Source organism: Rhodanobacter denitrificans (genome assembly GCF_000230695.2).
Taxonomy (GTDB): domain Bacteria; phylum Pseudomonadota; class Gammaproteobacteria; order Xanthomonadales; family Rhodanobacteraceae; genus Rhodanobacter; species Rhodanobacter denitrificans.
This window is the reverse complement of record NC_020541.1, coordinates 380437-393292: the sequence shown is the minus strand read 5'-3', so window position 1 is coordinate 393292 and position 12856 is coordinate 380437. Positions and strand designations below refer to the sequence as shown.

The following is a 12856-nucleotide window of genomic DNA, read 5'->3' as shown; positions in this document are numbered from 1 at the left end:
ATGCCGGGCGCCTGCCGGGACCACGCCGGCGGACCACCGGCACCTACCCGCTGTTCATGCGAATGCCATTACATTGACCCGTCCAGACCATGACAGCAAACGCGGCACTGCCATGCCCTTGAACTCCGCCCACCCACTCGCACACTGGCGCGTCGTCGTTCCCCGCGTCGGGTTGCTGTTGTTGCTGGCGCTGGCCTTCGTGCTGCTGACCGGGCTGCTGGACGGCGGTATCGGGGTGACCCCGCTGCGCCTGTTCGACCAGGCGCGCTATCCGCTGGCCAACGCCTGGCCGGGCCTGCTGCTGGCCGGCCTGCTGCTGGCGATCAGCCGCCGCGCGCTGCTGTCGTTCGCGCTCGCGTTCCTGCTGCAGGGGCTGCTGTACGCGGTGAACGTGCTGAAGGTGGCGAACCTGGGCACGCCGCTGCTGCCGGACGATTTCCGCATCGTCGGCCAGTTGCACAAGGGCGGCATGCACATCCTGTCCGGCTACCTGCCGCACAGCCCGTGGCCGTACCTGGGCCTGCTCGCCGCGGTGGCGCTGATCGTCGCCGCGTGGCGGCTGGAGCCACCGCTGTTCGCGCGCCGTACGCGCGGCGCGCGCCTGCTCGGCGGCAGCGTGCAGGCGCTGGCGCTGGCCAGCATGCTGGTCGGCCTACCCGCCTGGGCGAAGGTCTACAACGCGAAGACACTGTGGCTGGAACCGTGGTCGACGATCTCCACCACCACCCATTCCGGCCTGGTCAGTGCGCTGATGCTGTTCCATCTCGAATACGGCAAGGGCGAGCACAAGCCCGACCGCGCCGAGGCGGCCCGGCTGATCGAGCAGTCCACGCCGGCCCTGCTGCAGTCGATGCAGGCGCCGGGCGCCGCTGGCGAGCTGCCCGACATCGTGGTGGTGCAGAGCGAGTCGTTCTTCGACCCGAGCATCATGCGCGGCTACGAGCACAGCAACTTCGCGCCGAACCTGCGCCGGCTCGCCGCACACGGCAGCAGCGGCAAGCTGCACGTGCCCACCTTCGGCGGCGGCACCATCCGCACCGAGTTCGAGTTTCTCACCGGGTTGTCGCTGCGCTACTTCGACAACCTGCAGTTCCCCTACCTGCAGATGAGCCACAAGGCGCTGCCGGGGCTGGTGCGCACGCTGAGCCGGCATGGCTACTCGACGCTGGCGCTGCACGGCAACGACCCGGCGTTCTGGAACCGCACCGCCGCGTTCAAGGCGATCGGCTTCGACCGCTTCGTGTCGCAGTCGTCGTTCCCGCCCATCGCGGCGAACGACGGCAAGTACATGGCCGACAGCGCGATGACCGACGAGATCATGACCCAGCTGAAGGACGACGGCCCACCGCAGTTCATCTTCGCCATCAGCATCGAGGCGCACGGCCCGTACGACGTCGAGCCGGCCCGCATCGCCGAACGCGACGCGATCCCGGTGCCCGAGGGCATCGAAGGCCGCGACAAGCTGGAGCTGCAGACCTACCTCTACCACCTGAAGCACGCCGACGCCGAACTCGGCCGGCTGGTGAAGCTGCTGGCCCAGCGCCAGCGGCCCAGCGTGGTGCTGTTCTATGGCGACCACCTGCCCGCGCTGAGCAACAGCTACCAGATCGCCGGCTTCGTCGACGGCGGCGACATGCTGGGCCAGGCCGGCGTGTGGCTGCTGGTCGACCCGAAGCACCCGGGCAAGCGCCGCACCACCGACACGGCGTCATGGCTGCTGCCCGGCAAGCTGCTGGCGCACGTCGGCATCCACGACGATCCGTACTTCGCGCTGACCGAACTGGTCGGCCCGCAGCTGGCCGCGCTCACCGAGGCCTCCGGTGCGCCGCCGCTGGCCGAGGGCGACGCGCAGCAGCAACTCGACCAGGCCATGGCCAGCATCGACCAGCTGCGCATGAAGGACAAACTGGACAGCCTGTTGCCGCGGCCGGCGGCGCCGGCGGCGACCGGCGCCCTTGCCCATGGCGACGCCGCGCCGGGGCCGTCATCCGCTGCCGTCCGGTGACGCGCGGAACCCGGCGCTGGCGTCGGGATTGCCGTTCAGCGAACTGTCCCTCCAGCCCGCACGCGGCGATCCGCGCCGGTTACGAGCGCTGGCGTCGGGATTGCCGTTCAGCGAACTGTCCGGCAGCTGAAGACCGCGACCCCGTGTTCAGACGACAGTCTGCCAGCGACGCCTAGGTTCGACGTGCCCGCGGAGCAGCGTGCAGGGGCGTGCCCGGCGGCCTTTCCCCTATCGTGGAGGCTCATCCCATGCGCAAGACCATGCTTTCCGTCCTCGTCATCGGTGCCAGCGTATTCACCGCATCCGCCTTCGCCCAGGCCCATCTCGGCGGCGCCGCTCAGGTCGGTGCCAGCGCCCACGTCGGCGCCGCGGCGCCGAGCGCCCTGCACGCCGTCGACCAGACCACCGCGCAGACCGAACGGCGCCTACAGCGCACCGACTCCCGCCTGAAACGCCACACCCGCAAGGCCGTCGACACGAGCCGCTCGAGCACCGACGACCACGCCGACGCCGACGCCGACGCGAATGCCAACGGCACGATCGGAGCGGGTGCCGACGACTCGCATGCCGATGCCAACGCCAACGTCGAGGCCGGCGCCGGCCTCGACACCGCCGCCACCGCCGGCAAGGCCGGCGAGATGGGCCAGGGCGTGGGTGGCGACGTGCGCGACGCCGCGCATACGGCGATCCAGTCCACCGACCGCGCCGCCGGCTCGGTCGGCGACGCGGTGAAGGGCGTCAACGCCAGCGGCAACGCCGGCGTCAGCGGCAACGCGAACACCCACGGCCACTGAGCCCACTGCCATCGGTACGGCATCTCGTCCATGCCGGCAAGGCAAAAGAAAAACCCCGCCAAGGCGGGGTTTTTCTTGTCGCGTGCCCTTCGACTTGGCCGCTGCGCGGCTACGCTCAGGGCGAACGGCTGCGGCCGGATCAGAAATCCATGCCGCCCATGCCACCCATGCCGCCGCCCATGCCGCCGGCGCCGTGGTTGTGCTCTTCCTTCTTCGGCAGCTCGGCGACGATCGCCTCGGTGGTGATCGCCAGGCCAGCGACCGACGCGGCATGCTGCAGGGCCGTGCGGGTCACCTTGGTCGGATCCAGGATGCCCATCTCGACCATGTCGCCGAACTCGCCGGTGGCGGCGTTGTAGCCGAAGTTGCCCTTGCCTTCCTTGACCTTGTTGAGCACCACGGACGGCTCTTCGCCAGCGTTGGCGACGATCGCGCGCAGCGGCGCTTCCAGCGCGCGGCGGGTGATCGCGATGCCGAGGTTCTGGTCGGTGTTGTCGCCTTTCAGACCTTCGACCGCCCTCAGCGCACGGATCAGCGCGACGCCGCCGCCGGGGACCACACCTTCCTCGACTGCCGCACGGGTCGCGTGCAAAGCGTCTTCGACGCGCGCCTTCTTTTCCTTCATCTCGACTTCGGTGGCGGCACCGACCTTGATCACCGCCACGCCGCCGGCCAGCTTGGCCACGCGCTCCTGCAGCTTCTCGCGGTCGTAGTCGGAGGAGGTCTCCTCGATCTGCGCCTTGATCTGCTTGATGCGCGACTGGATCTTCTCCGCCTCGCCGGCGCCGTCGATGATGGTGGTGTTTTCCTTGGTGATCACGATGCGCTTGGCGCGACCCAGGTCGCCGATGGTGGTCTTCTCCAGCGACAGGCCCACTTCCTCGGACACGACCTGGCCGTTGGTGAGGATGGCGATGTCCTCGAGGATCGCCTTGCGACGGTCACCGAAGCCCGGCGCCTTGACGGCGGCGACCTTGACGATGCCGCGGATGGTGTTGACCACCAGCGTGGCCAGCGCCTCGCCTTCCACTTCCTCGGCCACGATCAGCAGCGGCTTGCCGGCCTTGGCGACGGCTTCCAGCACCGGCAGCAGCTCGCGGACGTTGGAGACCTTCTTGTCGTGGATCAGGATGTACGGATCGTCCAGCTCGACCTGCTGGCTCTGCTGGTTGTTGATGAAGTACGGCGACAGGTAGCCGCGATCGAACTGCATGCCTTCGACCACGTCCAGCTCGTTCTCCAGGCCCGAGCCTTCCTCGACCGTGATCACGCCTTCCTTGCCGACCTTCTTCATCGCGGTGGCGATGATGTCGCCGATGTTGGTGTCGGAGTTCGCCGAGATGGTACCGACCTGGGCGATTTCCTTGTCGTTCGCGGTGGGGTTGGAGAGCTTCTTCAGCTCGCCGACGGCGGCGATGACCGCCTTGTCGATGCCGCGCTTCAGATCCATCGGGTTCATGCCGGCGGCGACCGCCTTGAGGCCTTCCTGGATGAACGCCTGCGCCAGCACGGTGGCGGTGGTGGTGCCGTCACCGGCGACGTCGGAGGTCTTGGAGGCGGCTTCCTTGACGATCTGCGCGCCGAGGTTCTCGTACTTGTCGGCCAGCTCGATCTCCTTGGCGACGGACACGCCGTCCTTGGTGATCGTGGGGGCGCCGAAGCTCTTCTCGAGCACGACGTTGCGGCCCTTCGGGCCGAGCGTGACCTTGACGGCATTGGCGAGCGTGTTCACGCCCTTGAGGATGCGCGAGCGGGCGTCTTCGCCGAAGCGGACTTCTTTAGCGGCCATAAATTTTTCCTTGAAAAATTTTGAAATAAGTAAAGGGGTTTTGCAGCGGATCACCGAACCGTACGGTGTGCGCGCTTCAACGCGCTCGACCCGGCCCGGCCAAAGGCGTCAGCCCTCGATCACCGCCACGATGTCGTCTTCCTTCAGGAAGACCAGCTCTTCGCCGTCGATCTTGATTTCCTGCCCAGCGTACTTGCCGAACAGCACCACGTCGCCGGCCTTCAGCGACATCGGGCGCACCTTGCCGTCGCTCATGATCAGGCCGGTGCCGGCAGCGACGACCTTGCCGCGGGTCGGCTTCTCGGTGGCGCTGTCGGGGATGACGATGCCGCCGGCGGAGACGCGCTCTTCTTCGAGACGCTTGACGATGACGCGGTCGTGCAACGGACGCAGTGTGCTCATGGATGACTCCAGCTGTTACAAGTGGTTGATGGGCAAGTCTTTCAAGATCCGGGCCTGCGATCTTGTTAGCACTCGGAGTGAATGAGTGCCAATTTTACGTGTCTGCGACGCCGCTGCAAGAGCTGCGTGACCCGGGATGGATAAGCTAATTGGGCGGGCGGCTGCGACTTTCAAGAGTGATCGGCGAAATCGACCTGCAACCGGGGTAGGCTTGACGGATGACCCGGCCTGCAGCGCCCAACGCCGTCCTGCTCTGCTATTGCGCCTGCCCCGACACGGCCAGCGCGCAGGCGATCGCCGGAGCGTTGGTGGACGAACGGCTGGCCGCCTGCGTGAACCGCCTGCCCGGCGTCCATTCCACCTACCGCTGGCAGGGCGCCGTAACCCGCGACAGCGAGGAGCTGCTGCTGATCAAGACCACCGCCGCGCGCTTCGACGCGCTGAAGGCGCGGCTGCTCGAACTGCACCCGTACGAGTTGCCCGAGCTGGTCGCGGTGCCGGTGCAGCGCGGCCACGCGGCCTATCTGGACTGGGTGCGCGCTGCGACCGGCGAGGCGCCGCAAGACTGCTGACAGCCCTTGTCAGTGGCGCCTGGGCAGACTGGACATCCCCGCCCCTGCCGCTCCCCCCGAGATGAAGAAGATCGACTATGCCGTGCTGCTCTCGCTGGGCGCCCTGTGGGGCGGCTCGTTCCTGTTCATGCGGATGGGCGCCGGCGCCTTCGGCGCGCTGCCGCTGGCCGGATTGCGCGCGATCGGCGCGGCGCTGTGCTTCCTGCCGCTGCTGGCCTCGCGCACGCGGCTCGCCGAATGGCGCGCACACTGGAGGCCGATCGCGGTGGTCGGGCTGACCAATTCGGCGCTGCCGTTCGTGCTGTTCACCTTCGCCACGCGCAGCCTGCCGGCGGGCCTGGCCTCGATCATCGACGGCATGACGCCGATGTTCGCCGCCCTGATCGGCTGGCTGTGGCTGGGCCAGCGACTGGATGCCTGGCGCAGCGCCGGGCTGGCGATCGGCTTCGCCGGCGTGGTCTGGCTGGCCGAGGGCAGCCTTGCACTGGGGCCGGGCGCGGGCATGGCGTTGCTCGCCTGCGTCGCTGCCACCGTGCTGTACGGCTACGCCGTGCACTACACGCACCTGCGGCTGGCCGGGGTGACGCCGCTGGTGGTGACGGTCGGCAGCCACATGGTCGCCGCACTCCTGCTGCTGCCGACGACGCTGCTGGCGTGGCCGGCGCAGGCCCCGCCGCTGCAGGCATGGCTGGCGGCCGCGGGGCTGGCCGTGCTGTGCACGGCGCTGGCCTATGTGCTGTTCTTCTGGGTACTGGCGCGGGTCGGCGCGGTGCGGATCATGGTGATCCCCTACCTGATCCCGGCGTTCGGCGTGCTATGGGGCGCCCTGCTGCTCGGCGAACCGGTGAGCACCCGCATGCTCGGCGGCTGCGCGGTGATCCTGCTGGGCACGGCACTCACCACCGGGCTGGTGCGCACGCGCCGCACGCCGCCATCACTGGCCGCCGGGGAGGCATAAGGCCGCAACGAGGGGTGGGCGGCCAGCATGGTCCATAATGGCCTTCTCGCTGCTGCGCCCCTGGAATCGCGATGCGTCTGATCACCGGTCGTCTGACCGCCCACCTGCCCGCACTGGCCTTGCTGCTCGGCCTGCTGTGGGCCGTGCCCGTGCCGGCGCAGGACACGGAAAACCTGCTGCCGGTGACCGAGGCGTACAAACTCAGCGCCGACGCCGCCACACCCGGCGTGCTGAAGCTGCACTGGACCATCGCGCCGGACTACTACCTCTACCGCGGCCGCATGAAGTTCAAGGGCGGCGACGGCGTCACCCTCGGCGAGGCGCAGCTGCCGGACGGCGAGAAGCACCACGACGAATACCTCGGCGACGTGGAGACCTATCACCACGGCGTCGACGCCAGCATCCCGTATACCGTCGCCGCCGGCACCACGCGGCTCACCCTGAGCGTGCAGTACCAGGGCTGCCACGAGGTCGACCCGAAGATCTGCTACCCGCCGCATACCGAGCACCTCGACCTGCCGCTACCCATCGCTGCCGGCGCTGCGGCCACGCCGGCTGCCGGCAGCGCATTGGGCGCAGCACTCGACCGGCTCGGCAGCCATGCGGGCGCAGCCACGACCGGCGCGCCGCTGCCGGCCGAGCAGGCGTTCCGCTTCGCGGCGCTGGCGCAAGGTCCCAAACAGCTGTTGCTGCGCTGGACGATGCCGAAGGGCTACTACCTGTACCGCGACCAGACCACGCTGAAGCTCGCCGACGCCGCCGGCCTCGCGCTGAAGCCCGCCTGGCCGGCCGGCACTGCGCATCATGACGAACACTACGGCGACGTCACCGTGTACTTCGACCAGGTCGAGCTGCCGGTGACGCTGGAAGGCGACCACTTGGCCGGCCGCAAGCAGCTCGCGCTGCAGGCGAGCTTCCAGGGCTGCCAGGACGGCGGCCTGTGCTATCCGCTGATGACGCGCGCAGTGCAGATCGACCTGAACGGCGGTGCGCCGGCCACCGCGGTGGCAGCGCCGGAACGCCCGCCAGGCGATCTTGCCGACGGCCCGCTGCAGGTCAGCCTGCTCGCCGCACTGCTGCTGGCGCTCGGCGGCGGCCTGGTGCTGAACCTGATGCCGTGCGTGCTGCCGGTGCTGTCGATCAAGGCGGTCAGCGTACTGGAGAGCGGCGGGAACCGTGCCACCGCGCGCCGGCACGCGCTGTTCTACACCGCCGGCGTGCTGTGCAGCTTTGCCGCGCTGGGGCTGGGCATCCTCGCCCTGCGCGCGGCCGGCCACGCGCTGGGCTGGGGCTCGCAGCTGCAGCAGCCGCTGCTGGTCGGCGCGTTGGCCTGCGTGATGCTGGCGGTGGGCCTGTCGATGTCCGGCGTGGTGCAGTTCGGCGCCTCGCTGGGCAATACCGGCGCGGCACTGGCGTCGCGCTCCGGCCCGGCCGGCGACTTCTTCACCGGCGTGCTGGCGGTGGTGGTGGCGAGCCCGTGCACCGCGCCGTTCATGGGCAGCGCGCTGGCGTATGCGTTCGCCGCGCCGATGCTGTCGGCGCTGCTGGTGTTCCTGATGCTGGGCGTAGGGCTGGCGCTGCCGTTCCTGGCGGTCGGCTTCGTGCCCGCATTGGCGCGCCTGCTGCCGAAGCCCGGCCGCTGGATGGAAACGCTGAAGCAGGTGCTGGCCTTCCCGATGTACCTCACCGCCGCCTGGCTGGTGTGGGTGCTGGCCAACCAGCGCGGCGCCGACGCGGTCGGCCTGGTGCTGGTGGCGATGGTGCTGCTGGCGATGACGCTGTGGTGGTTCGAGCGCAGCCGCTCGCGCGGGGCGGCCAGCAAGATCGCCGTGGCGGTGCTGGCAGTCGCCACCCTGGTGCCGATGTACCTGCTCGCCCACGTGCCGCCGCCGTCGAGCACGGCCACGGCGGAGGACGGCGTAGTCGCCTACAGCCCGCAGAAACTCGCCGAATTGCGCGCAGCCGGCACCCCGGTATTCGTCGACATGACCGCCGACTGGTGCGTCACCTGCAAGGCGAACGAGCACGCGGTACTGGGCACGCAGGCGTTCCGCGACCTGCTCCAGCGCACCGGCGCGGTCTACATGAAGGGCGACTGGACCGACGTCAACCCGACCATCAGCGCGTTCCTGCAGCAATACCACTCGCCCGGCGTGCCGCTGTACGTGGTGTTCCCGAAAGACGGCGGCCCCGGCAGGCGACTCTCCACCGTGCTGACCCGCTCGCTGGTCGAGCGGGCGCTGACCGAAGCGGCGCACTGATGCTCGGTCGCGGCAACTGGCTGATCCTCGGTCTGGCCGTGCTGCTCGCCGCACTGGGCGGCTACCTGCAACACCGCCAGCGGCCTGCCGGGACGCCGCCGACTCTGCTCGGCCAGCCGTTGCCGCCGCTGGTGCTGCCCGACCTCGACGGCAAACCGCATCGGCTGGACGATTACCGCGGGCACCGCCTGCTGCTCAATTTCTGGGCCAGCTGGTGCGCGCCCTGCCTGCGCGAGATGCCGGCGCTGGCCGAGGCCCAGGCCAAGTTCGGCGAACAGGAGGCGATCGTGATTGGAATCGCGATGGATGAGCCGGCGCACGTTCGCGCCTTTTTGGCCGCACATGCGGTGGATTACCCGATCTTGATCGGCGACATGGGCCCGCCAAGCACGTCGCTGAAACTCGGCAATACGCAGCAGGTGCTGCCATATAGCGTATTGATCGACACCGATGGGCGCATCTTGGCCACCCATGCCGGCCCGCTGTCGGCGGCGCAGCTGGCGCATTGGCTGGCACCGGCATCCACCGGGCGTTGACATACGCTCACGGATGGAAACCCGGCGCTTCTCCGCCAAACATCGTCGATCTGCAGCGAACTGGACAAGATTCCCGACTGCGCGCACACTGCGCCGGGTTCCGGGAGCTCCGGACGCTGGCCGGACGATGCCGTGGCGAAAATCCTGGTCCTGCACGGACCCAACCTCAACCTGCTGGGTGCACGCGAGCCGCACATCTACGGCCGCGAGACACTGGCCGAGATCAACCAGCAGCTGGCCGAGCGTGCGCGCGCGGCCGGGCACGAGCTGGCCTGGTTCCAGTCCAACGCCGAGCACGAGCTGGTCGGGCGCATCCATCAGGGCCGCGACGACGGCACCGCGATCGTCCTGTGCAATGCCGGCGCGTTCACCCACACCAGCATCGCCTTGCGCGACGCGTTCGCCGCGGCGGCGATGCCGTTCATCGAGCTGCACCTGTCGAACGTGTTCGCCCGCGAGCCGTTTCGCCACCACTCCTACCTGTCCGACATCGCACTCGGTGTGATTTGCGGCTTCGGCGGCGACAGCTACCGGCTGGCACTGGACGCGGCGTTGCAGCGGCTGCAGGCAAGCCCCGCCCCCTGACCGAACCCGGCCGCACGGCCCACCCCATTCACTCCCGGCCACCGCAGCGGTGGCCTGACTGACCAAAGGCTGATCCGATGGATTTGCGCAAAATCAAGAAGCTGATCGACTTGCTCGAGGAATCCAACCTCGCCGAACTGGAAATCAAGGAGGGTGAGGAGGTCGTGCGCCTGTCGCGCGTGCCGAAGAATGCCGCGCCGGTCGCCGCCGCACCGACCGTCGCGCCGATCGCGGTGGCCGCCGCCCCGGTCGCCGCTGCCGCGGCCGCAGCCGAGGCTCCGCCGGCGAACGCGCTGCCCGCCGGCCACGTGGTGAAGGCGCCGATGGTCGGCACCTTCTACGCCTCGGCCACCCCCGGCACGCCGGCCTTCGTCAAGGTCGGCCAGCAGGTCAAGGCCGGCGAGACGCTGGGCATCATCGAGGCGATGAAGATGTTCAACCAGATCGAGGCCGACGTGGCCGGCACCGTGCAGGCGATCCTGGTCGAGAACGGCCAGCCGGTGGAATTCGACGAACCCATGTTCGTGATTGCCTGAGGCCGCCCGGATGCTCGAGAAGGTCGTCATCGCCAACCGCGGCGAAATCGCGCTGCGCGTATTGCGCGCCTGCCACAGTCTGGGCATCAAGACCGTGGCGGTGCACTCCACCGTGGACCGCAACCTGAAGCACGTCGGCCTCGCCGACGAATCGATCTGCATCGGCCCCGGGCCGTCGGTCGACAGCTACCTCAACATCCCGCGGATCATCGCGGCGGCCGAGATCACCGACGCCCAGGCGATCCACCCTGGCTACGGCTTCCTGTCCGAGCGCGCCGACTTCGCCGAACAGGTGGAGCAGTCCGGCTTCGTCTTCATCGGCCCGACCGCCGAGGTGATCCGCCTGATGGGCGACAAGGTCGAGGCGATCCGCGCGATGAAGGCGGCCGGCGTGCCGTGCGTACCCGGCTCCGGCGGCCCGCTCGGCGAGGACGTCGACGCCAACATCAAGATCGCCCGCGAGATCGGCTACCCGGTGATCATCAAGGCCGCCGGCGGCGGCGGCGGCCGCGGCATGCGCGTGGTGCGCACCGAGGCCCATCTGGGCAATTCCATCGTGATGACCAAGCAGGAGGCCAAGGCGGCCTTCGGCAACGACCAGGTGTACATGGAGAAATTCCTGGAGAATCCGCGCCACGTGGAGGTCCAGGTACTGGCCGACGGCCAGGGCAACGCGATCCACCTGGGCGAGCGCGACTGCTCGATGCAGCGCCGTCACCAGAAGGTGGTGGAAGAAGCGCCGGCGCCGGGCATCACGCCCGAGCAGCGCGCGGCGATCGGCAAGGTCTGCGTCGACGCCTGCCTGCGCATCGGCTACCGCGGCGCCGGCACCTTCGAGTTCCTGTTCGAGAACGGCCGCTTCTACTTCATCGAGATGAACACCCGCATCCAGGTCGAGCACCCGGTGACCGAGTTCATCACCGGCGTGGATCTGGTGCGCGAGCAGCTCTTGATCGCCGGCGGCGAGAAGCTGTCGATCCGCCAGGAGGACATCAAGATCACCGGCCACGCGATCGAGTGCCGCATCAACGCCGAGGATCCGGACACGTTCCTGCCCAGCCCCGGCACGGTGAAGCGCTTCGAGGCGCCCGGCGGCCCCGGCGTGCGGGTGGACACGCATCTCTACGACGGCTACCGCATCCCGCCGAACTACGACTCGATGATCGGCAAGCTGATCGTGCACGGCCCCGACCGCGACACCGCGATCGCGCGCATGCGCCTGGCACTGGCCGAGACGGTGATCGAGGGCGTCAAGTGCAACATCCCGCTGCAGCAGCGGATCATGGCCGACGTCGGCTTCCAGCACGGCGGGCAGAACATCCACTACCTCGAAAAGCGGATGGCCGAGCAGAAAGAGAAAGCCGCCGCCGGCACCTGACCTCTCTGTGGGAGCGCACCCTTTGCGCGATGCTCTTCCATCGCGCACAGAGTGCGCTCCCACGGCCTATCGAATACGCCTCATGCCATTCCTCGAACTCTCCCTGGTCGTTCGCACCGAACAGCAGCCCCGCGCGGAAGAAGCGCTGGACGACCTCGGCGCGCTGTCGATCACGCTGCGCGACGCCGACGCGGAGACGCCGGACGAGCAAGCGATCTTCGAGCCCGGCGTGGGCGAACTGCCGCTGTGGCCGACGATCACGCTGAACGCGCTGTTCGACGAACACGCCGACCGGCGCGGCCTCGCCGCCGCGCTGGGCGAACTGCTGCCGTGGCTCGAACCCGACCAGCTGAACTTCGCCGAGCTCGCCGACCAGGACTGGGAGCGCGCGTGGATGGACCAGTTCAAGCCGATGCCGTTCGGTCGGCGGCTGTGGATCTATCCGTGGAACATCGAGCCACCCATCGATGACGAGCGCGTCGTCGTGCGGCTCGACCCGGGCCTGGCTTTCGGCAGCGGCACCCACCCGACCACCGCGCTGTGCCTGGAATGGCTGGACGGCCTGGACCTCGCCGGCAAGACCCTCACCGACTACGGCTGCGGCTCCGGCATCCTGGCGATCGCCGCGCTGAAGCTCGGCGCGGCCAGTGCGGTCGGCGTCGACAACGACCCGCAGGCGCTCATCGCCTCACGCGACAACGCCGAGCGCAACGGCGTGGCCGAGCGCCTCGCGCTGTTCCTGCCAGAGGATCACGTGGTCGAGGCCGCGGACGTGTTCATCGCCAACATCCTCGCCGGCCCGCTCGGCACATTGGCGCCCCGCTTTGCTGCCGCCGCGAAGCCCGGCGCACCGTTCGCCATCTCCGGCATCCTCGCCGGCCAGCAGGACGAACTGCTGGCGCGCTATGCCGAGTGGTTCGACGAACTGCACGTGGACACGCGCGGGGACTGGGTGCGCATCAGCGGTCGGCGCCGCGGCTGAGCGCGCGCGCCGGCTCCCGCTGCCGGGGTCGCGGCGACTTCAGGCAGGCCCTGAAGCC

General features: G+C 69.0%; 12 protein-coding genes. 10 read left to right on the top strand and 2 right to left on the bottom strand.

What is annotated here, in order from left to right:
- The first annotated feature begins 112 nt into the window (after nt 1-112).
- Together R2APBS1_RS01675 and R2APBS1_RS20620 are read left to right on the top strand one after the other, a co-directional pair.
- Complete coding sequence (locus tag R2APBS1_RS01675) at nt 113-2005, top strand: LTA synthase family protein (protein WP_015446617.1); 1893 nt, start codon at nt 113-115, stop codon at nt 2003-2005.
- Between the two features lie 248 nt (nt 2006-2253).
- On the top strand, nt 2254-2799 hold the full coding sequence (locus R2APBS1_RS20620) for a hypothetical protein (protein WP_015446616.1): 546 nt from the start codon (nt 2254-2256) through the stop codon (nt 2797-2799).
- 139 nt (nt 2800-2938) lie between these two features.
- Here R2APBS1_RS20620 and groL read toward each other — a convergent pair whose 3' ends face one another.
- Together groL and R2APBS1_RS01660 are read right to left on the bottom strand one after the other, a co-directional pair.
- Nucleotides 2939-4588 carry a chaperonin GroEL gene (gene groL, locus R2APBS1_RS01665; protein WP_007514159.1) on the bottom strand — a complete coding sequence of 550 codons (1650 nt, stop codon included), beginning with the start codon at nt 4586-4588 and terminating at the stop codon, nt 2939-2941.
- A gap of 108 nt (nt 4589-4696) precedes the next feature.
- Complete coding sequence (locus R2APBS1_RS01660) at nt 4697-4990, bottom strand: co-chaperone GroES (protein ID WP_007514157.1); 294 nt, start codon at nt 4988-4990, stop codon at nt 4697-4699.
- Nucleotides 4991-5208: 218 nt separating this feature from the next.
- Between R2APBS1_RS01660 and cutA the strand changes: the two genes are divergently transcribed.
- From cutA to prmA, 8 genes are all read left to right on the top strand, one after another.
- Entirely contained in the window at nt 5209-5562 is a 354-nt protein-coding gene (gene cutA, locus R2APBS1_RS01655; protein ID WP_015446615.1) for a divalent-cation tolerance protein CutA, read from the top strand.
- Nucleotides 5563-5623: 61 nt separating this feature from the next.
- Nucleotides 5624-6520, top strand: coding sequence for a DMT family transporter (locus R2APBS1_RS01650; protein WP_015446614.1), 897 nt, complete (start codon nt 5624-5626; stop codon nt 6518-6520).
- A 71-nt stretch (nt 6521-6591) separates the two neighbouring features.
- A complete protein-coding gene (locus R2APBS1_RS01645) occupies nt 6592-8781 on the top strand; it encodes a protein-disulfide reductase DsbD family protein (protein WP_015446613.1) in 2190 nt (729 codons plus the stop codon).
- Nucleotides 8781-9317, top strand: a complete 537-nt coding sequence (locus R2APBS1_RS01640) for a TlpA family protein disulfide reductase (RefSeq protein ID WP_015446612.1) — start codon at nt 8781-8783, stop codon at nt 9315-9317. The genes R2APBS1_RS01645 and R2APBS1_RS01640 overlap by 1 nt, the downstream gene beginning before the upstream one ends.
- A gap of 132 nt (nt 9318-9449) precedes the next feature.
- Nucleotides 9450-9902: a type II 3-dehydroquinate dehydratase gene (aroQ, locus tag R2APBS1_RS01635; RefSeq protein WP_007514145.1), complete on the top strand. Its 453-nt coding sequence runs from the start codon at nt 9450-9452 to the stop codon at nt 9900-9902.
- Between the two features lie 77 nt (nt 9903-9979).
- A complete protein-coding gene (accB, locus tag R2APBS1_RS01630; protein ID WP_015446611.1) occupies nt 9980-10438 on the top strand; it encodes an acetyl-CoA carboxylase biotin carboxyl carrier protein in 459 nt (152 codons plus the stop codon).
- Nucleotides 10439-10448: 10 nt separating this feature from the next.
- Complete coding sequence (accC, locus tag R2APBS1_RS01625) at nt 10449-11816, top strand: acetyl-CoA carboxylase biotin carboxylase subunit (RefSeq protein ID WP_007514140.1); 1368 nt, start codon at nt 10449-10451, stop codon at nt 11814-11816.
- Nucleotides 11817-11898: 82 nt separating this feature from the next.
- Nucleotides 11899-12798 carry a 50S ribosomal protein L11 methyltransferase gene (prmA, locus tag R2APBS1_RS01620; RefSeq protein ID WP_015446610.1) on the top strand — a complete coding sequence of 300 codons (900 nt, stop codon included), beginning with the start codon at nt 11899-11901 and terminating at the stop codon, nt 12796-12798.
- Nucleotides 12799-12856 lie beyond the last annotated feature (58 nt).